Origin of the sequence: Caballeronia sp. DA-9 (assembly GCF_051615025.1) — a bacterium.
Classification (GTDB): Bacteria; Pseudomonadota; Gammaproteobacteria; order Burkholderiales; family Burkholderiaceae; genus Caballeronia; species Caballeronia sordidicola.
Genome location: NZ_CP195133.1, coordinates 242,980 through 266,825, shown reverse-complemented (window position 1 = coordinate 266,825; position 23,846 = coordinate 242,980). Strand labels below are relative to the sequence as shown.

General features: G+C 60.2%; 23 protein-coding genes. 12 read left to right on the top strand and 11 right to left on the bottom strand.

All coding sequences use genetic code 11. The features are described 5' to 3' along the window. Positions 1 to 16: 16 nt before the first annotated feature. Positions 17 to 523: a chalcone isomerase family protein gene (locus ACRWA7_RS17410; protein WP_438395167.1), complete on the top strand. Its 507-nt coding sequence runs from the start codon at positions 17 to 19 to the stop codon at positions 521 to 523. Between the two features lie 39 nt (positions 524 to 562). Here the strand turns inward: ACRWA7_RS17410 and ACRWA7_RS17405 are convergent, their stop codons facing one another. The 4 genes from ACRWA7_RS17405 to ACRWA7_RS17390 all read right to left on the bottom strand — a co-directional run bounded on the left by ACRWA7_RS17405 (position 563) and on the right by ACRWA7_RS17390 (position 4,398). Then, positions 563 to 1,231 carry a PhaM family polyhydroxyalkanoate granule multifunctional regulatory protein gene (locus tag ACRWA7_RS17405; protein WP_438395165.1) on the bottom strand — a complete coding sequence of 223 codons (669 nt, stop codon included), beginning with the start codon at positions 1,229 to 1,231 and terminating at the stop codon, positions 563 to 565. A gap of 47 nt (positions 1,232 to 1,278) precedes the next feature. After that, positions 1,279 to 2,106 (bottom strand): enoyl-CoA hydratase/isomerase family protein, encoded by an 828-nt coding sequence (locus tag ACRWA7_RS17400; RefSeq protein ID WP_438395164.1) that lies wholly within the window; start codon positions 2,104 to 2,106, stop codon positions 1,279 to 1,281. A gap of 22 nt (positions 2,107 to 2,128) precedes the next feature. Continuing rightward, positions 2,129 to 3,310: an ABC transporter substrate-binding protein gene (locus ACRWA7_RS17395; RefSeq protein WP_438395163.1), complete on the bottom strand. Its 1,182-nt coding sequence runs from the start codon at positions 3,308 to 3,310 to the stop codon at positions 2,129 to 2,131. An 89-nt stretch (positions 3,311 to 3,399) separates the two neighbouring features. Next, positions 3,400 to 4,398 carry a fumarylacetoacetate hydrolase family protein gene (locus tag ACRWA7_RS17390; RefSeq protein ID WP_438395162.1) on the bottom strand — a complete coding sequence of 333 codons (999 nt, stop codon included), beginning with the start codon at positions 4,396 to 4,398 and terminating at the stop codon, positions 3,400 to 3,402. A gap of 105 nt (positions 4,399 to 4,503) precedes the next feature. Here ACRWA7_RS17390 and ACRWA7_RS17385 point away from each other — a divergent pair, with 105 nt between their 5' ends. From ACRWA7_RS17385 to ACRWA7_RS17360, 6 genes are all read left to right on the top strand, one after another. Next, complete coding sequence (locus ACRWA7_RS17385) at positions 4,504 to 5,358, top strand: IclR family transcriptional regulator (RefSeq protein WP_438395160.1); 855 nt, start codon at positions 4,504 to 4,506, stop codon at positions 5,356 to 5,358. A 212-nt stretch (positions 5,359 to 5,570) separates the two neighbouring features. Next, positions 5,571 to 6,773 (top strand): DUF3108 domain-containing protein, encoded by a 1,203-nt coding sequence (locus ACRWA7_RS17380; protein WP_438395158.1) that lies wholly within the window; start codon positions 5,571 to 5,573, stop codon positions 6,771 to 6,773. 534 nt (positions 6,774 to 7,307) lie between these two features. Next, positions 7,308 to 7,565: a BTH_I0359 family protein gene (locus ACRWA7_RS17375; protein WP_056358215.1), complete on the top strand. Its 258-nt coding sequence runs from the start codon at positions 7,308 to 7,310 to the stop codon at positions 7,563 to 7,565. Positions 7,566 to 7,734: 169 nt separating this feature from the next. Then, the gene (locus ACRWA7_RS17370; protein ID WP_438395155.1) at positions 7,735 to 8,823 is read left to right on the top strand and encodes a homocysteine S-methyltransferase family protein; all 1,089 of its coding nucleotides are present in this window, start codon (positions 7,735 to 7,737) and stop codon (positions 8,821 to 8,823) included. A gap of 49 nt (positions 8,824 to 8,872) precedes the next feature. Then, entirely contained in the window at positions 8,873 to 11,590 is a 2,718-nt protein-coding gene (gene metH, locus ACRWA7_RS17365) for a methionine synthase (RefSeq protein ID WP_438395153.1), read from the top strand. Between the two features lie 139 nt (positions 11,591 to 11,729). Continuing rightward, positions 11,730 to 11,945, top strand: a complete 216-nt coding sequence (locus tag ACRWA7_RS17360; protein ID WP_438395152.1) for a hypothetical protein — start codon at positions 11,730 to 11,732, stop codon at positions 11,943 to 11,945. Positions 11,946 to 12,044: 99 nt separating this feature from the next. Here the strand turns inward: ACRWA7_RS17360 and ACRWA7_RS17355 are convergent, their stop codons facing one another. Then, positions 12,045 to 12,371, bottom strand: coding sequence for a DUF1840 domain-containing protein (locus tag ACRWA7_RS17355; RefSeq protein ID WP_060817376.1), 327 nt, complete (start codon positions 12,369 to 12,371; stop codon positions 12,045 to 12,047). A 378-nt stretch (positions 12,372 to 12,749) separates the two neighbouring features. On the opposite strand from ACRWA7_RS17355, the gene argS reads away from it, so the two are divergent. The 4 genes from argS to ACRWA7_RS17335 all read left to right on the top strand — a co-directional run bounded on the left by argS (position 12,750) and on the right by ACRWA7_RS17335 (position 17,010). Next, a complete protein-coding gene (gene argS, locus ACRWA7_RS17350) occupies positions 12,750 to 14,534 on the top strand; it encodes an arginine--tRNA ligase (RefSeq protein WP_438395151.1) in 1,785 nt (594 codons plus the stop codon). Positions 14,535 to 14,651: 117 nt separating this feature from the next. Continuing rightward, positions 14,652 to 15,410 (top strand): SPOR domain-containing protein, encoded by a 759-nt coding sequence (locus ACRWA7_RS17345; RefSeq protein ID WP_060817755.1) that lies wholly within the window; start codon positions 14,652 to 14,654, stop codon positions 15,408 to 15,410. A gap of 150 nt (positions 15,411 to 15,560) precedes the next feature. Beyond that, positions 15,561 to 16,214 carry a thiol:disulfide interchange protein DsbA/DsbL gene (locus ACRWA7_RS17340; protein WP_438395150.1) on the top strand — a complete coding sequence of 218 codons (654 nt, stop codon included), beginning with the start codon at positions 15,561 to 15,563 and terminating at the stop codon, positions 16,212 to 16,214. Positions 16,215 to 16,218: 4 nt separating this feature from the next. Then, on the top strand, positions 16,219 to 17,010 hold the full coding sequence (locus tag ACRWA7_RS17335) for an SDR family oxidoreductase (protein ID WP_438395149.1): 792 nt from the start codon (positions 16,219 to 16,221) through the stop codon (positions 17,008 to 17,010). Between the two features lie 48 nt (positions 17,011 to 17,058). Here ACRWA7_RS17335 and ACRWA7_RS17330 read toward each other — a convergent pair whose 3' ends face one another. The 4 genes from ACRWA7_RS17330 to ACRWA7_RS17315 all read right to left on the bottom strand — a co-directional run bounded on the left by ACRWA7_RS17330 (position 17,059) and on the right by ACRWA7_RS17315 (position 20,708). Then, positions 17,059 to 17,988 carry a PLP-dependent cysteine synthase family protein gene (locus ACRWA7_RS17330; RefSeq protein WP_438395148.1) on the bottom strand — a complete coding sequence of 310 codons (930 nt, stop codon included), beginning with the start codon at positions 17,986 to 17,988 and terminating at the stop codon, positions 17,059 to 17,061. After that, positions 17,985 to 19,079 carry an MFS transporter gene (locus tag ACRWA7_RS17325; protein WP_438396680.1) on the bottom strand — a complete coding sequence of 365 codons (1,095 nt, stop codon included), beginning with the start codon at positions 19,077 to 19,079 and terminating at the stop codon, positions 17,985 to 17,987. The genes ACRWA7_RS17330 and ACRWA7_RS17325 overlap by 4 nt, the downstream gene beginning before the upstream one ends. A gap of 146 nt (positions 19,080 to 19,225) precedes the next feature. Next, the gene (locus tag ACRWA7_RS17320; protein ID WP_060817382.1) at positions 19,226 to 20,005 is read right to left on the bottom strand and encodes an alanyl-tRNA editing protein; all 780 of its coding nucleotides are present in this window, start codon (positions 20,003 to 20,005) and stop codon (positions 19,226 to 19,228) included. Between the two features lie 4 nt (positions 20,006 to 20,009). Next, the gene (locus tag ACRWA7_RS17315; RefSeq protein WP_438395146.1) at positions 20,010 to 20,708 is read right to left on the bottom strand and encodes a serine O-acetyltransferase; all 699 of its coding nucleotides are present in this window, start codon (positions 20,706 to 20,708) and stop codon (positions 20,010 to 20,012) included. Between the two features lie 316 nt (positions 20,709 to 21,024). Between ACRWA7_RS17315 and ACRWA7_RS17310 the strand changes: the two genes are divergently transcribed. Beyond that, positions 21,025 to 21,870: a helix-turn-helix domain-containing protein gene (locus tag ACRWA7_RS17310; protein WP_438395144.1), complete on the top strand. Its 846-nt coding sequence runs from the start codon at positions 21,025 to 21,027 to the stop codon at positions 21,868 to 21,870. A gap of 120 nt (positions 21,871 to 21,990) precedes the next feature. On the opposite strand, the gene ACRWA7_RS17305 is transcribed toward ACRWA7_RS17310, so the two are convergent. Next, positions 21,991 to 23,277, bottom strand: a complete 1,287-nt coding sequence (locus ACRWA7_RS17305) for a DUF3443 family protein (protein WP_438396679.1) — start codon at positions 23,275 to 23,277, stop codon at positions 21,991 to 21,993. A 27-nt stretch (positions 23,278 to 23,304) separates the two neighbouring features. After that, positions 23,305 to 23,835, bottom strand: a complete 531-nt coding sequence (locus tag ACRWA7_RS17300) for a DUF2844 domain-containing protein (RefSeq protein ID WP_374728602.1) — start codon at positions 23,833 to 23,835, stop codon at positions 23,305 to 23,307. Between the last annotated feature and the right edge of the window lie 11 nt (positions 23,836 to 23,846).

Genomic DNA, 23,846 nt, shown 5'->3' with positions numbered 1-23,846 from the left:
GCTCGCGCTGCTGGTCTTGCCGCTTCACGCATTCGCCTTCGATGCCGCGCCGCTCGTGCGCCAGACCATTCCGCAAGCGCGCGTTCAGGGCGAAGGCGAACTGCGCATGTACGGTTTTCATATCTACGATGCAAGGCTTTACGTTGGGCCAACGGGTTTGTCGAGCAAGGAGTTGACGGCGCGGCCGTTTGCGCTCGACATTGAATATGCGCGGGCTTTCAAGGGTGCGTCCATTGCCAAGCGCGGGCGCGAGGAAATGGACGACCTGAAACTCGCCAGCAAATCCCAGACGGCCGCGTGGCAGCAGGAAATGGAAAAGATCTTCCCGGACGTCCAGCCTGGCGATCACGTGGTTGGCGTTTTCGTGCCCGAGCGCGGCACGACCTTTTATGCGGACGATAAAATCATCGGCACGATTCCCGGCGATGACTTCGCACGCGCGTTTTTCTCCATCTGGTTTGATCCGCGCACGTCGGCGCCGGGGTTGCGCAATCAGTTGCTGGCGAATGGGGCGGCGCAGTAAGGCCACGCCGAGTCCTTGCTCAACGCCGCTTCACAGCGGCTATTTCTTCGCCGCCGTTTTGGCTGGAGCCGCTTTCTTCGCAGCAGTTTTCCTCGGCGTTTTGGGCGCGGCGGCTTTTGGCGGTTCGTTGTCCTCACTCGTTGAATCCGATGCCACCGGTTGCTGCGCCATCGCAAGCGTAGCGAGATTGTTGAACTGCGACTGAAGCAGGTTCCACCAGCCAGCGGGATCGAAGGACGCGTCGTTCGCGCCTGCTTCGCTCGGCGCTTCCTGATCCGCCGCAGGCCGCGCTTCATTTGCGGACGAAGCAGGCCAAGCCGCCGACGACGACGCCGACGCCCCGGCAGAACTTTTCGCATTCTCAACCGATGTCTGCGCAAACGCGCCGAACGCACGCAGCGTGGCGAGCGTTGCGCGCTGCACTTCCAGCGCCTGAATCGCCGATTGCAGCATGTTCAGATTGAGCTTGAGCCATTGCTCGACCGCGCGCATATCCGTGATGCGTTTATCGAGTTCCTCGACGTTCGTAAGCGGCGCGAGCATGTCCGACATCATGGAAAGCGACGGCGACCCGCCCGGCGCAACTGCCGAGGCAAACGGGTTCATCTTCATCATGTCCCACATCTTTTCCATCATGTCGCCTTGAGGAAAACCGGACATGCCGGGGAAGCTTCCAAAGGGCGGCGTACCGCCGGGTGTATCGGTCATGAGACTTGCTCCTTGGTGCTGCGGGAAATATTCGGATAACGCCCGGTCTAAAACGGCGAGGCGCCCGGAAAATCCGGCGCGCGCTTCTCGCGCAGCGACTTGATGCCTTCCTGCACATCGGGCCCGGCAAAGCCCATGAATTCGAGCGCGAGGGATGTATCGAAGGCGGGGCCTGCCGATCGCAGCCAGTTGTTCAACGCGTACTTGGTCCATCGGATCGCCGTTTGAGACCCTTGCGCCAGGCGATTCGCGACTTCGAACGCCTTGGGCAACAACTCGCTCTCGTCCACCGCCAGCGATACCAGCCCGATCCGCTCCGCCTCCTCGCCGCTCACCGGTTCGCATAACAGCAGGTAATACTTCGCCTTCGCCATGCCGCACAGCAACGGCCAGACAATCGCAGCGTGATCGCCGGCGGCGACGCCAAGCCGCGTATGGCCATCGATAATGCGCGCAGTTTTCGCCGCAACTGAAATATCCGCGAGCAACCCCGCGACGAGTCCTGCGCCGACTGCCGGGCCATGCATGGCTGAAACGATCGGCTTGCTGCAATTGATCACGTTGTAGACAAGATCGCGGGCCTCGCGCCAGACGCGCGCGCGGACATCGAAATCAGCGGCCATCTGCTCGACCAGATGCAGATCGCCGCCGCCCGAAAAGCCCTTGCCTTCGCCGCGAATCAACGCCACGCGCGTGTCCGGATCACGATCTATATCACGCCAGATATCGGCGAGTTCGCGATGCGTCGCGGCATCCGCTGTCGCGAGCCCGCTCTTGTTCGCGCCCGCGCCGTTCATGATGATTTCGAGCACGCCGTGATCGTGCCGGCGCAGTTCCAGCGACGTGTAACGGGCGTAAAGGGAAAGGTCGCTCATGGTTTTTTGTATGGATGAAAACTTAGCGCGGTTGATAAATCCACTTGCCGTTCTCGATTTCCGCGATCACGCGAGCCCGCTGATCCAGCCCGATATGATCGTTCGGCGTCATGTTGACCTGCCCGTTCGAGTCCGAAAAATTCTTCGTGTTTTCCAATGCGTCGCGCAATGCAGTGCGAAACTCGGGCGTGCCGGGCGCGCCCGCTTTCATCGCAACGGGGACCGCGCGGTTCAGCAGCATGCCCGCGTCCCACGCGTACGAACCGAACGCCGAGACCGTGCCCGCGCCGTACTTCGTTTCATATAGCTTGATGTAATCGAGGGCAAGACGCTTGGCCGGATGATCGTCGGGCAATTGCGATGCAACCAGAACCGGACTTGTCGGCAAGAACGTGCCGTTGCAATCCGCGCCGCACACGCGCAGGAAATCGCGATTCCCCGTGCCGTGATTATGATAGATCGCGCCCTTGAAACCGCGTTCGCGCAGCGTCTTCGGCGGCAACGCGGCCGGCGTGCCCGCCGCGCCCACGACCACGGCATCGGGCTTCGCCGCGATGATCTTCAGCACCTGGCCCGTCACGCTCGTGTCGGTGCGGTTGAAGCGTTCGTTGGCAACCATCGCGATCTTGTGAAGCTGTGCGAACTTGGACACCTCCGCATAGAACGTCTCGCCGAGCGCGTCCGCCTGGCCGATGAACGCCATGGTTTTCACGCCATGATTGCTGGCATGTTCGGCGATTGCCGATGCCATCATTGCGTCGGTTTGCGGCGTCTTGAAGACCCAGTGGCGCTTGGCGTCGACAGGCTCGATGATCTTCGACGACGACGCGAGCGAGATCATGGGCGTCTTGCCGTCGGCGACGACATCGATCATGGCGAGCGAATTAGGCGTAATCGATGAACCGATGATCGCGTCCACATGATCTTCGGAGATCAGCTTCTTCGTGGTCTGGACGGCTTGCGTGGTGTCCGAGGCATCGTCGAGAACGATGTAGTCGACCGGACGTCCGCCCATTTGCTTCGGCAGCAACGCGACGGTATCGCGCGCCGGAATGCCGAGCGACGCAGCCGGTCCCGTCAGCGACAGCACCAGCCCGATCTTCACCGGCGGCGTTTGCGCCCAGGCCGCCGCCGAACACGTGATCAATGCACCCGCCGCCGCAAACCGCCTGAAAACCGCGCCCCATTCGCCGCCTGAATGCATTGAAATCTCCTTGTTATGGACAATGCGGCTAAGTGTAGGGTGGCGCGGCATGCGGGCGCATCGGGCGAAACCCGTTACCGGGCGGCGTTTTATGCGCCGGAATGTTCGTGCAGCGCGACCACTGACTGATCGATGGCGCCAAAGATCGACTTGCCGGCATCGTCGAACATTTCGATCCTGACGCTGTCGCCGAACTTCATGAATTCGGTCGCGGGCGCGCCATGTTCTATGGTTTCAAGGCAGCGCTTTTCCGCGATACACGCATACCCGCGCTTCGCGTCCTTGTTCGAGATCGTGCCCGAGCCCACAATCGATCCCGCCCGGACGTTGCGTGTCTTGGCCGCATGCGCGATCAACTGGCCGAAGTCGAAGACCATGTCCGTGCCGCAATCGGGCTGGCCGACTTTCTTGCTGTTCCAGTGAACGATCATGGGCCTGTGCACGCGGCCTTCGTTCCATGCATCGCCGAGTTCGTCGGGCGTGACGGCGACCGGCGAGAACGCCGTGGCGGGTTTGCTCTGGAAGAAGCCGAAGCCCTTCCCCAGTTCCGCGGGGATCAGATTGCGCAGCGAGACGTCGTTGACAAGCATCAGCAGGCGCACATGCTTGAGCGCTTCGGCGGGCGCGGCGGCCATGGGAACATCCGTGGTGATCGCGGCGACTTCGGCTTCGAAGTCGATCCCATATGCCTCCGATGCACACACGATATCGTCCGTGGGACCGAGCAGATCGTCGCTGCCGCCTTGGTACATGAGCGGGTCGGTCCAGAATTCCGGCGGCATCTCGGCGTTGCGGGCGCGCCGGACCAGTTCGACGTGGTTCACGTACGCCGAGCCATCGGCCCACTGGAACGCGCGTGGAAGCGGCGCCATGCAGGCCTTGACGTCGAAGGTGAACGCGTGACGCGCGCGGCCCTGGTTCAGCGCATCCGACAAATCGAGCAATTGCGGCGCGTAGAAATTCCAGTCGTCCAGCGCGCGTTGCAGCGTGGGCACGATTGCATCGGCGATGGCGGCCGTGCGCAAATCCCGCGATACAACGACCAGTTGGCCGTCGCGCGTACCGTCCTTCAGCGTGGCAAGTTTCATAGGGCGTTTCGACGTTTAGTGACGATGGAGGAAATCTATTTTACGATGGTGAATCGCGTCCAACCTAGTTTTTAACTGCCGGTTCGCGCCGGTATCGATTTCTTCATGTCCTCTCCCAGCCGTCCAGCATTGTCCTCGCCGTTGGCACTCTCTGCGTCCGAACCGCCTGAAGCCGAGGATTCATCCGATTCCGCCGAGGAGAAGTTGCGGTCCGGCATCCAGTCCATCGAGGTGGGATTTCGCCTGCTCGACGTGCTGACCAACGAGCCGCGCGCCATGATGCTGCGCGACCTTGCGCGGTGCGCCGGCATGAGCCCGGCGAAGGCGCATCGATATCTGGTGAGTTTCCTCAGGCTCGGCGTGGTGTCGCAGGATCCCGTTTCGGGGCGCTATGAACTCGGCGGCTTCGCGTTGCAGATGGGTCTCGCGCGACTCGCCCGCGTGGATGGCGTGAAGCTCGCGCGCATCGCGCTGACCGGTTTGCGCGATCAGCTCGACCAGACGGTAGGGATTGCCGTGTGGGGCAATCAGGGACCCACGGTCGTGCACTGGATGGAATCGAGCCATCCGGCGAAGGCATCGTTGAAACTCGGCGATGTCATGCCGCTGTTGTCATCGGCGACAGGTTTGCTGTTTGCCGCGTGCCTGCCGCGCAGCAAGACGCAGGACATGCTTGGCCGCGAACTCGCGGCCAAGCGGCAGACCATGGCGGATATCGAGCCTGTTCTCGCCGATATCCGCGCGCACGGCGCATCGCGCGTCGAGGGCATGCTGCTGCCCGGCATCCATGCGTTTTGCATGCCGGTCTTCGATTCGACCGGCGACCTTGCGCTCGGACTGATCGCGCTGGGTCACGAAGGATCATTCGATACCCGCTGGGGCGGCGAAGTCGATACCGCATTACGCGCGTGCGCCAGCCAGCTTTCCTACGAACTCGGGTACAAAGCGGGCGAGCGGTAAGATGTCAGCGCGCGATTTTTGATGCGCGTGCGGAACGTCGAAGCGTGCGCGCGAGTCACATGGCGAGTCACATGAGATTCGTGCGTGGTTGTAGCGGTTGCTGTAGCGTTAGCAATAGTGCCCTTTACTGGATGGTCCATCTTGTGGCCCTTTGATCGCATGCACGCCGTTTCTAGTCGAACCTTTTCGCCCGAACGCTTTCGACTTAATTGATGCCGTTCTCCTTGCTTCGCCGCCATCGCGCCGTATCCGGCGCACCGTCCGATGATTCATCCACGGCTCCATCCTTCCGGTGGACCTTGTGGATCGCCGTGCTGCTCGCGGTTTTGGCTCTGCATTGGGTTGCGGGGCGCTGGGTGGACAGGAGCCGCAACGTATCGAATCCTGCTCCCGCCGAGCATGTTCCCGTGCAGGTAGAACTGCTTACGCCTAAACCCGTGGCGCAAGCACCGACGTCTCCAGTGCAGCCGCCGAAGCCCGCGCCGAAGCCTGCCGCGCCGCCGGCACATGCCATAACGACACCGCAGCAAACTGCAGAAGCCGCACAGGCGGCTCAAGCAGCTCAAGCGGCGCAGGTAGCTCAAGCCGAACAAGCGGCCCAGGCAGCCCAGGCTGCAGCAAAAGCGGCAAGCGAAGCAGCGGCCGCGCAGGCAGCCTCAGTCGCCGCGAAGGCCGCTGCGCCCGCTTCCGGAGACAAGTTCGACGTCCCGCCTACAGGGGAACTGCGCTACGACACGCTGATCAACGGTGTCATGAACCAGACCGGCACGATCCACTGGATCAATTCCGCGCAACATTACGAGATGGTTGTATCGATTCCATTGCCGTTCGTCGGTCCTTACGTGTATTCGAGCAAGGGCCATATCGATGGATTCGGCGTCGCGCCCGAGCAATATTCCGAGCAACGCGGGCGTCGCGCAGCGGACGTCACGGTCTTTGACCGCGCCACGAAGCAACTCGTCTACACGCGCACGCCGACCAGTCAGCCGCTAGCCGATGGCGCGCAGGACCGGTTCAGCGTCGTGATGCAACTTGCCAGCCTCGTGCGCGGTTCGCCCGATACCTACAAGCCCGGCGTGGTCCGGCAGTTCAGCGTTGCAGATAACGACAGCAACGAGATCTGGCCGATAGAAACAGTCGGCGACGAAAACGTCCAGGCCCGCGACGGCAACGTGCAGGCGCGCCATTTCACGCGTTTGCCACGACGCGATGGCGACCGTCGACGCCTGGACATCTGGCTTGCGCCGTCTATTGGCTGGCTGCCGGTTCGCATTGTGCAAACCGAGCCGAACGGCATGCAAATGGAGCTGCTTTGGCGCGGGAAGCTGCAACCACCTTCGTCCACGCCGGGTGCAGGCATGCCAGATGCAACGCCTGATGCAACACCGGGCGCGGACGATTCCGACAAGCCATGAATGGCAGCATGTTTATTGCGCTTCGACGCATTCAGGCATGTTAAAGATTGTGGCGAAAATATCCGTTAAGACGGTAAATGTGTGAAGAAGCGCGCTGACGGAGCGTTACGGAAGGCGCATCTTGAGGCGGTCGGACGCAGCAACGAAATGGTTGCTGCACCGTCGGCAGAATTTTCATGAAAGTGGCCCGGGCCCTGCTGTATTTCGATTCGCGTGGGCAATTGGAGTGAACGAGCCGCTTGAGTTCGCAGTTGTTGGTGAACGGGATATTGATTTCTCTCTATGCAGTCGAAAGCGAAAGCGGGTTCAACACCCGGTGCCAAATACGAAATACTTGACGCCGCACATCTGTCCCCGTAGAAGAAATACTGCGTTTCGTGGCACTTCTGGAAACATTTTTGCGGGAGAATGTCTAACAAAGGTCCTCGATGGGCTTTCGGAACCAACGTCGAGGCCACCCCTTGAATTCCAACCCAAACGCTCAATGTAAGACGTAGAACGCCTTACGGGCAAACAGGAATAAGGAGTGTCGCCATGCAGATGATTTACAACAGCCCCAACTATTGCGTAGTTGAGTTCCCACCGCAGGACAATCATCTGGCAATGAAGGCGGGTGGTTACGAGATCGTGGACAAGACCATGCAGCGCGAAATCTTCATTGATGGCGCGCTCGCCGCACGATTTCGCGAGCACGTCCAGAAGTTGATGCAGGAAGAACAATCGCTCGAAGACGTCGATGAATTTCTCGGCCAGTTCGACATCCTGATGAATCAGCCGGTGATTCTTCATTAAAAGCAGTCCCGGCCAGGCAGCACGCACACGCGACACCGCTAAAACCCCGCCACGAAAGTGGCGGGGTTTTTTGTCCTTTACCGTTTTACAAAGTGCCGCCAGAAGGCGTTTGCGCCTTTCTACAGATACAATGTCGGGCTATTCGAGCCTGTTTGGAGCCATGTCCGTCATGAATCCGTCTGCTGATCCGTCCATTGAGTCCGTCCCCGCGAAATCGGCCGCTGAACGCCGTCCCTATACCCGCGGCGCCGTATTGCCTGCGCTCTTGCAGCAGCGCATCCTGATTCTCGACGGCGCAATGGGCACTATGATCCAGCGCTACAAGCTGGACGAAGCCGCGTATCGGGGAGAACGGTTCGCCGATTATGACCGCGATATCAAGGGCAACAACGAGTTGCTGTCGATCACGCAGCCGCATGTGATTCGCGAGATTCACGACAAATATCTGGCGGCCGGCGCGGACATTATCGAAACGAACACGTTCGGCGCCACGACCGTGGCCCAGACCGACTACGGCATGGAATCGCTCGCGGACGAAATGAACGCGCAATCGGCGAAACTGGCGCGTGAAGCGTGCGACGCGTTTTCCACGCCGGACAAGCCGCGCTTTGTTGCCGGCGCGATTGGGCCAACGCCAAAAACCGCCAGCATTTCTCCGGACGTGAATGACCCGGCCGCGCGCAACGTCACCTTCGATGAACTGCGCGACGCCTATTACGCGCAGGCGAAGGCGTTGATGGACGCGGGCTGCGACCTGTTCCTGGTCGAAACCATCTTCGATACCCTGAACGCGAAGGCCGCTTTGTTCGCGCTCGATCAGTTGTTCGAAGACACCGGCGAATTGCTGCCGATCATGATTTCCGGCACGGTGACCGACGCGTCCGGGCGCATCTTGTCGGGGCAGACGGTCGAGGCGTTCTGGAACTCGCTGCGTCACGCACGCCCGCTCACCTTCGGCTTGAACTGCGCGCTGGGTGCGGCGCTGATGAGGCCGTACATCGCGGAACTGGCGAAGCTTTGCGACACCTACGTGTCGTGCTATCCGAACGCGGGTTTGCCCAATCCAATGAGCGATACCGGTTTCGATGAAACCCCGGACGTCACGTCGAACCTGCTGAAGGAATTTGCGCAGGCTGGACTTGTGAATCTTGCAGGCGGTTGCTGCGGAACGACGCCGGAACATATCGCGGAAATCGCGAAGGCGCTCGCGGATGTGAAGCCGAGGAAGTGGCCGTCGCATTATCGGGAAGCCGCCTGACAAGACCCAGGCACAACAGCGAAGCAATGAAGCAACGTTCAGGGACACCATGACCGATCACACCATGCGCCTCTCCGGCCTCGAGCCATTCAACGTCACCGAAGGGTCGCTCTTCATCAACGTGGGCGAGCGGACCAACGTGACGGGATCGAAGGCGTTCTCACGCATGATCCTCAACAACCAGTTCGACGAGGCGCTGGCCGTCGCGCGGCAACAGGTTGAGAACGGCGCGCAGATCATCGACATCAACATGGACGAAGCCATGCTCGATTCGAAAGCGGCCATGGTGCGGTTCCTGAACCTGATCGCTTCCGAACCGGACATTTCGCGCGTGCCGATCATGATCGACTCGTCGAAATGGGAGGTGATCGAAGCCGGTCTCAAATGCGTGCAGGGCAAGGCGGTCGTGAACTCGATCTCGCTGAAGGAAGGCGAAGAAGCGTTCCGCCATCACGCCACCCTGATCCGCCGATACGGCGCGGCCGCCGTCGTCATGGCATTCGACGAAGACGGCCAGGCCGACACGTTCGAGCGCAAGACGCAGATCTGCAAGCGCTCGTACGATTTCCTCGTGAACGAAGTCGGCTTCCCGCCCGAAGACATCATCTTCGATCCAAACATTTTCGCGATCGCGACGGGTATCGAAGAGCACAACAATTACGCCGTCGACTTCATCAACGCCACGCGCTGGATCAAGCAGAACCTGCCCTTCGCCAAGATCAGCGGCGGCGTGTCGAACGTGTCGTTTTCGTTTCGCGGCAATGATCCGGTGCGCGAGGCCATCCATACCGTGTTTCTGTATCACGCGATCCAGGCTGGCATGGACATGGGCATCGTGAATGCGGGACAGCTCGGTGTGTATGCCGACCTCGATCCCGAACTGCGCGAGCGCGTGGAAGATGTCGTGCTGAATCGTCGTGAAGACGGCACGGACCGCTTGCTCGAAATCGCCGATAAATTCAAGACCGGCGCCGCGAAGAAAGAAGAGAACCTGGAATGGCGCAATCAGGACGTCGACAAACGCCTTGCACACGCGCTGGTTCACGGCATCACGAATTTCATCGTGGAAGATACGGAGGAAGTCCGCCTGCGCATTGAAGCCGCGGGCGGACGTCCGATCAACGTGATCGAAGGCCCGTTGATGGACGGCATGAACATCGTTGGCGACCTGTTCGGCGCGGGCAAGATGTTCCTGCCGCAAGTGGTCAAGTCAGCGCGCGTGATGAAGCAGGCCGTGGCGCATCTGATTCCATACATCGAGGAAGAAAAGAAGCGCATGGCCGACGCCGGCGAAGACGTCCGGCCGAAGGGCAAGATTGTGATCGCGACCGTGAAGGGCGACGTGCACGACATCGGCAAGAACATCGTCTCCGTCGTACTCCAGTGCAACAACTTCGAAGTGGTCAACATGGGCGTGATGGTGCCCTGCGCGACCATCCTGGCGAAGGCCAAGGAGGAAGGCGCGGACATCATCGGCTTGTCGGGGCTGATTACGCCGAGTCTCGAAGAGATGGCCTACGTTGCATCCGAAATGCAGCGCGACGATTATTTCCGCGGCAAGCAAACGCCGCTGCTGATTGGCGGCGCGACGACTTCGCGCGTGCATACGGCCGTGAAGATCGCACCGCATTACGACGGTCCCGTAGTTTATGTGCCGGATGCATCGCGGTCGGTATCGGTAGCGTCGAGTCTGCTTTCCGATGACGGCGCGACCAAATATCTCGTAGACCTGAAGACGGACTACGAACGCATCCGCACGCAGCACGCGAACCGCAAGGCCACGCCAATGGTCACTTACGCCGAAGCGCGCGCGAACAAGACGAAGATCGACTGGTCGAGTTACGAGCCGAAAAAGCCGACGTTCATCGGGCGGCGCGTGTTCAAGAACTACGATCTGGCGGAGCTGGCGAATTACATCGACTGGGCGCCGTTCTTCCAGACCTGGGATCTCGCCGGGCCGTATCCGGCCATTCTCAACGACGAACTCGTGGGCGAATCGGCACGGCGTGTTTTCTCCGATGGCAAGTCCATGCTCTCGCGCATCATCCAGGGCCGCTGGCTGCAGGCGAACGGCGTGGTGATGCTGTTGCCGGCGAACACGGTGAACGACGACGACATTGAAATCTATACCGACGACACGCGCACGCAAGTCGCCATGACGTGGCGCAATCTGCGCCAGCAAACGGTGCGCCCTGTTGTGGACGGCGTGCAGCGCGCGAACCGGTCGCTGGCGGATTTCATTGCGCCGAAGGAATCGGGCGTGGCGGATTACATCGGTCTGTTCGCGGTGACGGCGGGTCTGGGCGTGGAGAAGAAGGAAAAGCAGTTCGAAGCCGATCACGACGACTACAGCGCAATCATGCTGAAGGCGCTGGCGGACCGTTTCGCCGAGGCCTTCGCGGAGGCGCTGCACGCGCGGGTGCGCCGTGAATTGTGGGGTTACGCGGCCGGCGAAACGCTCGATAACGCGGCGATGATCGAAGAGAAGTATCGCGGGATTCGTCCGGCGCCGGGGTATCCGGCGTGTCCGGACCACTTGGTCAAGCAGGACATGTTCGACGTCTTGCAGGCGAACGAGATCGGCATGACAGTGACCGAGTCACTTGCCATGTTGCCGGCGGCGAGTGTCTCGGGCTTTTACATCGCGCATCCGGAAAGTACTTACTTTTCGGTCGGCAAGATCGCCGACGATCAGGTGGAAAGTTTCGCGCAACGCATGGCGATATCGAAGAACGACGCCGAGCGGGCGCTGGCGCCTTTGCTCTAGGCTGATACCGGGAATCACAAAAGCACAATATTGGCGAACTTTGTTCCGGTTATTTTGGTTTTCCTTACACTTGGAAGTGTGCGCAGGGTCGTCATGGCGACGGTCACGCACTCTTTAAACGTCTCGGAGAAAGTCGAAAATGATCAAGCTGACGCCTGTCCTCGCCGTAGCGGTCGCCGTGCTATGTACATCGGGAAGTCCGGCTGCTTTCGCACAGGGCAATGCCCCGAAGCCCGGTACGGGCGCGAGTTCGAGCACTGCGTCGAGCTATTCGCCGCCGGTCACCGAACACAAGAAAAAACCCCGCAAGCCGAAAGCGAAAAAAGGCATGAGCGATATGCCGGCTTCGCAATAGGCGTTCAGGAAGTGCTGCATTGATCCGAATAAAAAAACCCCGCAATTTAAAAATTGCGGGGTTTTTTATGTGCTGTGTTAAGACCTGCAGTAACGGCGTTCAGACGCCCCAAAGAATGTCGCTGTTTGCCTGATGCGCGAGACGCATCATGTCGAGAAACGGATAAGCCCGCTGCGACAGTCCCACCGGAATCTCATGCGGCTCGTGGCCGGCTTCGCCTTCATGGAAATGGCCGTCGTGTTCGGCGCGTTCCTGTTTGTCCACTGCGACCGCTGCTTCCAGTTTCTGAATGCAGCCCGGCAATTCGTCGTGCGTAATGACGCCGCGCTCTCCAAGCCGTTTCCCGACGATGCCAAGCAAGTAGTCAGCAAGGTTATCGAGCATCTGCACGTCGGGTGCAGCGCTGGTTTTGAATGTGATCAGCATGACAAGGTCCCTTTCCTTTTGTTGGCCTGTTGTTGGTAGTGAGCGAGGTACGCGGCAATGTCCGGCCAAAGCAGCCCAGAGCGGCGGTCCATTGTTCCGGCTCCTGATTCTTTCCCTCGACTCGACCCTGATTCGACATATTAGCACCTGCTAAAATCCCGTTTTACCTGAGCAAATGTTGCGCCGGATACAGAAAGCCTGGTCCGTTGTGGCCTCCTGGACGGGCTCCAGCCTTGCCTCCAGACGAGAATATGCGCATGCGCGCGAGGCAGTCCTGTCCGACTGCCCGACCTCTGTTTGCCGCGTTCATTGCCGGTACGTGGTATGAAATACCGGCGCGCGAAACGAACGAACACATCACCGGATTTGAGAACCAGCATGCTGCCCGCACAAAAACATACCCTCGAAACGCTGCTGACCGATGCGGTCAAGCAGGTCGTACAGGCGTCGCAAGGCGCATCGGAAGCGAACTTCGTCGAGCCGACCATCGTGCTCGAACGCCCGAAGGTCGCGGCGCACGGGGACGTGGCGTCGAATGTCGCCATGCAGCTCGCCAAGCCGCTGCGCGCGAATCCGCGGCAGTTGGCGCAGCAAATCGTGGATGCCGTGCTGAGCTTGCCTGCGGCGCAGGGTCTGGTGGAAACGGCCGAAGTCGCCGGTCCAGGATTCATCAACTTGCGGCTGACGGCATCGGCGAAACAATCGGTCGTGCCGGCGGCTCTTGCCGAAGGCGTGAATTACGGCAAGAGCACGCGCGACGAAGGCAAGCAGGTGCTGATCGAATTCGTCTCGGCGAATCCGACCGGGCCGCTGCACGTTGGCCACGGCCGGCAGGCGACGCTTGGCGACGCCCTCGCCAACCTGCTCGCCACGCAAGGCAACAAGGTGCATCGCGAGTTCTACTACAACGACGCCGGCGTGCAGATCGGCAATCTCGCGGCCTCCACGCAATTGCGGGCGCGCGGTTTCAAGCCCGGCGATAAAGAATGGCCCGAGAACGCGTACAACGGCGAATACATCGCGGACATCGCGCGTGACTATCTGGCCGGCGCGACGGTCGCGGCCAAGGACGGCGCGCCCGTGACGGCGAAAGGCGACGTGGATGACCTCGACGCCATTCGCGTCTTTGCCGTCGCTTATCTGCGCCATGAACAGGATCTGGACCTGACCGCGTTCGGCGTGGCGTTCGACCAGTTCTACCTGGAGTCGTCGCTGTATAACGAAGGCCGCGTGCAGGCGACCGTCGATGCGTTGATCGCGGCGGGCAAGACCTACGAGCAGGACGGCGCGCTGTGGCTGCGCACGACCGACGACGGCGACGACAAGGACCGCGTGATGCGCAAGTCCGACGGCACGTACACGTATTTCGTGCCCGACGTCGCGTATCACGTGGCGAAGTGGCAGCGCGGCTTCACGAAGGTCATCAACGTGCAGGGCTCGGACCATCACGGCACTATTGCGCGGGTCCGTGCGGGGCTGCAAGGGCTTGGCACCGGCATTCCGAAGGGCTATCCCGACTACGTGCTGCACAAGATGGTCACGGTCATGCGCAATGGGGTGGAAGTGAAGATCTCGAAGCGCGCGGGCAGTTACGTGACGGTGCGCGACCTGATCGAATGGTCGGGTGGAATGACGCCGGGCGAAGAGGTGGCGCCCGATCAGATCGATGAAGACACGATCCGCCGCGGTCGCGACGCCGTGCGTTTCTTCCTGATATCGCGCAAGGCCGATACGGAGTTCGTCTTCGATATCGACCTCGCGTTGAAGCAAAGCGACGAGAACCCGGTGTATTACGTGCAGTACGCGCACGCGCGGATCTGCACGATTCTCGGTGACTGGAAGACGCGCTACGCCGGCGACCTCGCCACGCTGCCGAACGTGGATCTCACGCCGCTCTCGAGCGAACGCGCCATGGCGCTGCTCAACAAGCTCGCGGAATATCCGGACATGCTATCCCACGCCGCCGACGAACTCGCGCCGCACGCCGTCGCCTTCTATCTGCGAGACCTCGCGGGCGAATTCCACTCGTTCTACAATGCGGAGCGCGTGCTGGTGGACGAAGACGGCGTGCGCAACGCGCGTATCGCGCTGCTGGCCGCCACGCGGCAAGTGCTCGAAAACGGTCTCGCGCTGATCGGCGTATCGGCTCCCGTCAAGATGTGATCGAGGCGCCCGGCCGGTCCGGCCCGGCGCCTGTGCGACCGTTCGAGCCATGGCGCGGCCAAGGCCGCCGTTATAATCGACGCCCATTCAGAAGACTTTTTGCAGGTGATTCATACGATGGCAAAACCACGCAGCACGTCGAAGCAGTCGAAGCAAACCGGGGGCACTTTTCTCGGTATCGTGCTGGGCTTGATTGTCGGCCTCGCAATTGCAGTGATCGTGGCGTTGTACATCACGCGCGCGCCCACCCCGTTCGTGGCGAAGGTAGCGCCTGCCCCGAGCGACGCCGGATCGGCGCCCGCGAATGGCCAGCCCTACGATCCGAACCGTCCGCTGCAGGGCAAGACGCCGGGTCAGGCTGTGCCGCAAGCCGCACAGCCGGCGCCGCCGAATACCGCGCCGGGTCAGACGAACAACCAGACGCAGTCGTCGGGCATCCTGGACGAGCCGCAGATCGTGGAAGTGCCGCCCAGCGCCAACGGCACCGCCGTCGCGCCGAAGCCCGCCGCGCCGGCCGCCGTGCCGCCGGTTGCAACTGCGCCGAGCGGTTCCTCGACCACCGCGCCGGCCAAGAAGCCAGCGGATACACAGGCTTCGTCCACGGCCAAGGTCACGCCGCCCGCTCCCGGCGACGTGAACACCGGCTACTTCCTGCAAGTGGGCGCCTACAAGACGCAAGCCGACGCCGAACAGCAGCGCGCCCGTCTCGGCTTCCAGGGGTTCGAGTCGAAGGTCACGCAACGCGATGCCGGCAACGTCACGTATTACCGCGTACGGATCGGGCCGTTCACGAAGTTCGAAGACATGAACAACGTGCGTCAACGTCTCTCCGATGCAGGCGTCGATACCGCCGTCATCCGCTTCTCGAAGCAGTGATTCATTGGCAGGTTTCATGGGCCGCGCCCGCCTCGGACCTACCGGGCGGGCGCGGCCACTTGACCGGGACAGCCGGCTCATAACCGCCCTTAAGCTTCCTTTAAGCGTCGTGTGTTCCCCTTTTGCCTCTCACGCACATTCTCGGTCACCATGAAAAAACTCTTCAGCGCCCTCGCTCTTTCCCTCGGCCTCGCGGCCGGTTCCCTGAGCGTCATGAACGCCGCCCACGCGTCGCCGGCAGCGCCTGTCGCGGGCACCGACTTCACCGTGCTGCAAGCAGCGCAACCGGTTGAAGCACAGGGCAAGATCGAGGTGATCGAGTTCATGTGGTACGGCTGCCCGCATTGCAACGAATTCGACCCGTACCTGGAAGCGTGGATCAAGAAGCAAGGTCCTGACGTGGTGTTCAAGCGTGTGCCGGTCGCCTTTCGCGATGACTTCATTCCGCACTCGAAGATGTTTCACGCGCTCGATGCCCTTGGTCTCGCCGACAAGCTCACGCCCGCCGTGTTCAACGAGATTCACGTGAAGAAGGATTACTTGCTGACGCCGGAAGCGCAGGCTACGTTCCTCGCCACGCAAGGCGTCGACAAGAAGAAATACCTGGACGCATACAACTCTTTCTCCACGCAAAGCAATCTGCAGCGCGACAAGAAGCTGCTCGATGCGTACAAGATCGACGGTGTACCGACCATCGCCATTCAGGGCAAGTACGAAACGGGTCCGGCGACAACAAACAGCCTGCCGGGAACGCTTCAGGTCATGGATTTCATCGTGAACCAGATTCGCGCGAAGAAGATGTAAAAACGTGAACGCCGCCACGAACGACACGCCGGCCCGGCTGAGGGTTTTCATCACCGGCGCGTCGAGCGGCATTGGGCTCGCACTCGCCGAGGAATATTTAAAGCGCGGCGCGGTGCTCGGTCTCGTTGCCCGTCGCGGCGACACACTTGCGGCTTTCGCCGCGCGCTTTCCTTCTGCATCGATCTCCCTTTATCCCGCCGACGTCCGCGACGCCGCCGCGCTAAGCGCAGCGGCGGAGCATTTTTGCGCGCTTCACGGCGGCGCCGATGTCGTCATCGCCAACGCGGGAATCAGCCGGGGTGCGCTGACCGGCCACGGCGATCTCGATGTATTTCGCGAAGTAATGGACATCAACTACTTCGGCATGGTCGCGACGTTCGAGCCGTTTGTGGCGCGGATGGTTGCCGGGCGACGCGGCACGCTGGTGGGTATCGCAAGCGTGGCGGGCGTGCGGGGCTTGCCGGGATCGGGGGCGTACAGCGCATCGAAATCGGCGGCGTTGAAGTATCTCGAAGCCTTGCGGGTGGAGATGCGGCCTGCGGGGGTATCGGTGGTGACGATCGCGCCGGGTTATATCCGCACGGAAATGACGCGCCGCAATCCCTATCCAATGCCCTTTCTCATGGACGCCGATGTATTCGCCAGGAAGACGGCCGATGCCATCGCGAACAAGAAGAGATTTGCCACGTTTCCGTGGCAGATGCGCGTGGCGGGCGCGCTGCTGCATGTCGTGCCGCGATGGCTCTACGACCGGGCGATGGAGAAAGCGCCGAGGAAACCTCGGCCGGAGAAATAAGGACGGCAACGGCGAGCTACGTCAAAGCCTTTCGGCAACGCAGCAACTTCAGGCGGGCGTGTACCAAAGTCCATGGTCATACACAAGTGTCAGCACCTTACTGTCTGCCCGCATGGTGGCCGCGAGCGGCATTGCAACTGACAAGCATGCAGCCGTGGTGTTGCCAACCAAGAATCCCGTCCGGCGTGCGAAATCAGATTTCGCGGCGGCGACATTTGCGTAGTCAACTGCGCGTGTCTCCTTGATCATGGCCCAGTCCAGGAACGGTGGCGCGACACCAACCGACATACCCTCCAGCTTGTGGTCCACAAAAACCGCGTTTCGCGCGTCACAGCCGTCCGGCTCTACAAGAATGACATCGACGCAATATCCAGCCGAGATCAATCCATTCGCTATGCCGGTGAGACTCGCACCGGTTCCGGCGCAAGCCACAAAAGTCAGCTTTCGCACATGTGGCCACGCCGCGAGCTGATGTGCAATCTCTGGCGCTGTTTCCAGTTCGTGCGCGGCGACACTTGCCTTGTTGGCAAATTGATCTGTATAAAAATAGTGCCGGCCCAGTTCGTCCGCATGCTCGAGATGCCATTGCACGACGTCACGAGGCGTCGCGCCTTTCTCCATCATGGACGCGCCCACTAAACGGGCGCCCACAAACGCAAGATATTGCCGTTTGAGCTGGCTGAAGCCCAGGCCTACTGCGAGTTCTACGCGAATCCGGTGCGGCCGGCACGCTAGTGCCAGTCCGAACCCAAAGTTTCCGCCAGTCTTTTCAATTACGGTTGTTTGTCCGGGAACAATGGCGCCGGTCGCAATCGCCGAGTCGACGATGTACCGCGCCGCACGAACCTTGTGGCTGCCGCCTGCGTTGTTGCACTCGAATTTTGCAAGGAGTCCGGGCAGAACCTCTAAAAGATCCGTAACTTGATGTTTTGCCGTAGGGGGTGCCTTTGCGTCGGGTGCGTCGATCACGGTTGTCATGTTGCGTTAATCGTTTTGCGCTTTAGAAGGATCGACCACACCAAGCCAAAGCCAAGTGCAGTAATACATAGGCAAAGCAGGTTGGTATTTCGCCAGCCAATGGTCGTCTGCAAAATCGAGGGGGCAAATGCGCCAAGGGTCGCGCAGATGGCGATAACGGAATCATTGATTCCCTGGAATCGATACCGATCCCCGTCTGAGAGGTTGGCGGCGAGAAGTGCGCCTCCGCCCACGTAGCTCAGGTTCCAGCCGGCCCCAAGTAAAACCAGTCCTACCACCATTGCCCCATATCCCAGATTCCACATTCCCAGAAGCGACGCGGCAACAAGCAGCAGGAAGCCCGCGAGCAGCGGCTTTCTGAAGCCCACCTTTGAAATCAGCGCACCCGTAAAGAACGATGGCGCGAACATCGCAAGAACATGTCCTTGCACAGCAAACGTACTCGCTGTGAACGAGACGCACATTGCTTCCATGACCAGCGACGCCTGAACCATCAAGAGGTTCATGACGAAGTAGCCACTCGCAGACGCAAACATGGCAAGACAAACGGGTGGCGTCCAGCCAATAGACGAACGTGTCGACCGGACTGCGGACGGCACGAGCGACGTCCCCGGCCTCCAGATCCCTATCAGGCCGATGGAGATAAGGCCCAATACGATCAGGAACCCGTAACACAACGAGAACGGCGCAAAGCCAGCTACATTCTGGAAGCCGATCGATATCGCCGGACCTGTGACGGCCGCGAGAACGCCGCCAGCTACAACAAGGGATAGGCCCTTGGATCGCAAGGTAGAAGGCAAATTGTCAACGGCAGCAAAACGATAGTAGTTCGCAAAGGCAACGTAACCGCCGAGCAAGCCGTGAGCTGCGACCAGCAAGATGAAACTCGAACGACTTACCGCGTAATACCCGAGCCATCCTGCGGCGATCAGCAAAATGGCGCCCAAAAGGAAGCCGGCCTTACGCCCGAAGCAACGCATGATGTTGGCGGCAGGATAGGTGAGCAGCGCAACCGCCGCGAACTGAACGCCATAGGGCACTGTGGCAAGCGCCGGATTCGGAGCCAGTTCTGCGCCGACCAATGCAGCCACCGTAACGGAAATGACGGCAGCGGTCAGATTGACGGCCTGACATAGAAACAGTACGTAGGTGGAACCGGGAAGGCGCTCGACGGGCAGCTTCCGCTGTCCGGGGAGAAGATCAGTGCTCATACAAAAAGTCTCTTATTTTTTGCGGGTTATCGATTCAGACTGTTTTGTGAGCGCAGATCGAATATTGCTTCGTTGAAGGTTGCGGCTAACCGCTCCTTGCCTTTGCCAAGGCTTTTGCGCGTTACCTGCATGGGTCCTATCGCCTCGGTCGAGCAAATATGTGTGCCGCCACAGGGGATCACGTTGCCCTCGCATTCCCAATAGCGGGCATCGGGAATCTGACTATGCGCATAAACGCGTACTGGGCTTGCACGCTGAACCATTGCATTGGCGAAGCGCTCGATCTCCAGTACTTCTTCGCTTGTGAACCGCGCCGCAATCCCAAAGTCGAACCGCGCGGCGTCGGGCCGGATATGGCACCCCAGCGTGGCGGCAATCGCATCTGGCCGCACGTTCGCCACGCCAAGATAAAGCAAGTGGGACGCAGTGTGGCTCAGTGACAAACGTGCCCGACGCAACCGGTCGATGCATACCACCACTGCCATACCCTCGGTGAGCAGGGCAAGTTGAGGCACATCGTCTTCATGCACAACGTGCTCAATGATTCCATCTACCTGAATGTCAGGAAAGTCCGGGATTCGAGCGCGATTGCCATACATTTTTCGCGCATGATTGAAGCGAATCTGTATGCCGTCAGGAAGGGTCAACGTTCCGTGATCCGCGTCCTGTCCACCACCTTCGGGATAGGCCACGGTCGAATCGAGTTCCACATGATTTGCGTCGACCTTTACGACCCGGCCAATGCATTCCCATAAAGATGGATCTTCGTAGTAACGCTTATTTGTTTTACGATTAAGGGCGAACATGTTCTTATGCCTGTGCTGTGATCAGTGTGTTGGAGGCGGGGCGATATTGCCGTCTACGGGTGATCTGTAATTCACTTTTGAGCGTCACTACGGACCCAGGGGGAATGTCTTCCTTGATTACGCAGTGAGGCCCGATGAATACGTCATCGCCAACATGTACGTTCCCGAATAGTCGAGCGAACGCTCCGATCTGAACTCGATTGCCAACCGTGGGATGTCTCTTGTTCGATGCATTCCCGGCAATTCCGGTTGCGCCGAGCGTAACGCCGCCAAGCATGTAGCAGTCGTCGCCTATCACCGCCGTCTCGCCGATGACCGTTCCGCAGCCGTGGTCAAGAACGAAGCGTCTGCCGATCTGGCTGCGAATATGGATTTCCGCCCCGGACATCAACTTTCCCCGGCACGAAATCAGCATTGCATTGGCGTGAAATTCGATCAGCTCCGCTTGATTCGCTGGCGCCATTAACAGAAGTGCGTGTGCAAGCCGATAGTGCACGACCGCCTTGTACGACGAGTAACCAAAAGCAATCGCTGTTGCTGCCCCTTGCGAAGCGGGGTCCTTCATCGAAAATGCTTCGAGGTCCTGCTCTGCGTCTAGAACTGCGAGTGCAAAGCACGGGTGACGCGTTACCTTTTCAATGAATCGCGGTGGGCAGCACTCCATCAGCGCGGCCTTGAGCAAATTTGTGACGATCTCTCTCATTATTAGTCCCGCGAAATAAGCGCTGGGTTCGGCCCTGCCTGCTCATTTAACCGCAGGTTTCCTGCGGCACGTGGCGGCCGCTTATGCAGTAAGACCTCGATTCTCGAAGTTGGATCTTTGCCGCAAGTTAATATTTATTACCCTCTGCGCCCTTTGTTCTCTGACAAACCAAAAATTCGTCAGAAAATGTTGCGGCCAACTAATACGTGATGCTTAGGGTCTACTATCGTAAACCTCGTGGCCTGGCGCGCTATCAGAAAACTGACCTTGAGTGAGGCGTCGCCCGGATAATCACCATGATAAAAAGGAAATGCCCTTGTCTCGAAATGTTGGCGATTTTGACCATTTGATTCGCACGACTAAAGCGGGTGCGTTTTATATAACATTGCTTCCGCGATGTTCGTACGAGGTCTCGTATCGTCCCAATCAATCCGCGATAGGTTTCGCGTTCGAAAGCCAGTCCGGCGTTCACGCGTTCGCCAGCGACAGAGTCACGCCTTTTCGCACCAAACCCAACAGCCTCGCGTTTGTGCCGCGTGAATGCGAGGTGTTTTCATCGTCGAAAAACGGTGGCGAATATCTGCTTGTCGTTGACGAGGCAAATTCGCAAATCGAAAACCAGGCGCTGCGCCACTTCAACAACGTTATCGATCCGGCGGCCATCGCCGCGGCACAACGTATCAGAAGCGCGCTGCTCGGCAGCGCGCGGGAGGCGCTATGGGTGGAGGAAAATGCAGGCGTGCTCTTCGAGCGGATCCGGAAAGAACTCAACGCATCGTCGAAGGAAGCCCGGGAAGCCCGCTGGATGACTCCCGCGCGGCTCAAGCTGATTGACGAATTTATCGATTCCCGGATCAGTCAGGAACTGCGTGTTGCGGAAATAGCGGTCGCCCTGGGCCTGTCGGAAGGATTTTTTATTCGCGCGTTCAAGGCCGCTACCGGAAAGAGCCCGCACAGCTATCTTATCGACAGGCGGCTCGCGCATGCCCGCGTCCTGTTGCGAACATCGACGCACGATCTGTGCGATGTTGCGTTGACCGTGGGATTCTCGTCGCACGCGCACATGACGGCCGCTTTTACGCATCGGCTTGGCGTGACGCCTGGCCGTCTGCGTGCCGCTATGGGTTGCAGGTCGGATTCGATCGCGACGAGGCGTAAATAAGCGTGCGCGCTCGCTGAACCGACTCTGCAACGTTGGACATCCGTTCAACGATTGCAAGTGCGGTTCACGCTGAGCTTTTCGACGTCACGCTCCTGGCGCGCAGCGCTCGCACGAAGCCGTTCAGAACGCCACGAAAGGCGAGTTTCCGTTCGTGCCAAATCCGAAATACACGTGCCTTCCGAAGAAGAACGGCAGGCCGAAGTCAAACAGCGTCGGGAACGAACCGATATTGCCCGCCAGCCCGTTGAGCGCGTAGTTCGTGCCACTGCCCGCCAGCGTCTTCGCGTTGGCAACGGTGAAATTCACTGTGCCCGTTGTACAGTCGAGACCACGCACCGTCGATGACAAAGTCTGCGAACTTGCCGGGCAATAAAAGTCCGTGAAGGTCGTGGTACAGGCAGGCAACGAAGTGTCGTTGAAAAACAGCCCGTTCGAGCCCGAATCGACGATCGTCGTCACCGTAGCGCCCTTGTACGTGCCGCTCAGGTTGCCGAACGCCGACGAGCGAAACGACGTTGCGCCGGTCAGCGTGTTGTTGCTCTGCGTCCCGATCCCGAACACCAGCGTGCCGGTCACCGAAGCCGCCGCGCTCGCCACGGGTGGCAATTGCACGATCACGCCGTTGTTGTCCGTAGCGAACTTCGTCACCGGATTCACAACCTGGTTCGCGACCGCCACGGCCACCTGCGAACAGTTCGTGCCCGAAGGACACGAGTAGTAATTGCTGGTCACTGGATTCGTGCAGGCAGTCCCGCAATCCGTCGGCGATACACCTACGCCCAGGATTCCGTTCGCGCCCAGTTGCCGCGACGTACGCTCGTTGCTGCCATTGATACAACCCGACGCCGGGACCGTGGAGTCGGCCAGATCGCCCACGACCTGGACCGGAATGGCGCTCGCGGTTTCGCCGCCAATCTTCACGTCGGCGGTGCGCACGGTGCCCCACGTGAAGCCATCGGCGAATTGCGTGCACTGCGCAAGCTGGCCGCCGCTCGTCGACTGGTTGATCGGCAGATTCGTGATGATTTGCGCGGCGGCGTCGCTGGCCAGACGCAGGCCGTACGAGCCGGTATCGACCTGAATGTTGTCGATGGTCTGGCACGTGCTGGTCCCGGGCGCGCAGACGGTCACGCTCACGTTCGGAATATTGATGAAATTTTGTGCGCCGGGGCCAACAGTAATGGGCACCGTGTTCGCAGCAGTGGCCGCGATGGGCTGCGCACCGGGTGTGTCGCTGGAACCCGCGCCGCCGTTGTTGGCGCCTGGGCTGCTGACGGAATTGTTGTCGGAGTCACCGCCTCCGCCGCCGCAGGCCGCAAGAAACAGGGACAAGCTGAGCACGGCGAGCCAGCGGAACAAGCCCGACTTGAAGCACAAGAGCGAAGATAAAGACGACGATGAAAACATCGGACGCATGGTTAAAGTCTCCGTCCGTTATTGAATGTCGCTGGCGCTGACGCCGGCCGGCAGGGCTTGCGGAAGATAAGCCTGGCCGACGAACGCGCCCATGTGGCCACCGGAACGGACAACGAGGGCGCTGCCCGCAACGCTCACGGGCCCGCGACCGCCGCCGTTGGCGCGCTGGTTCTGGATGCCCTGGACGTATTGCGGGAAGTAGCTGCCGAGCAGTGTCGGCAAATCGGGGATTCGCGGGCCTTGCCACGCAATGCCGAACACCGTGCCGTCCGCGCCAACGTATTCATTGACAACGGTGCCCACGGGAAGCGTGGTGGTACGCACGGTGAAAGAACTTGCCGAGGCCGATGACGCCGCCGAAGCTGCTGACGCCGATGCCGCATGCGATACCGAATTGGTGACGGTAGCGCCGGAAGGTGCCGTCATGGGCGCGCCGCCGAGCACCGCGTAAGCGGGCGATACGGCCAGCAAGCCGAACGTCAATCCTGCTGCCAGGCTTACGAGCGCGTGAGCGCGCCGAAAGCCGGATGAAATGATCGAAGTATCCACTTCGCTTCTCC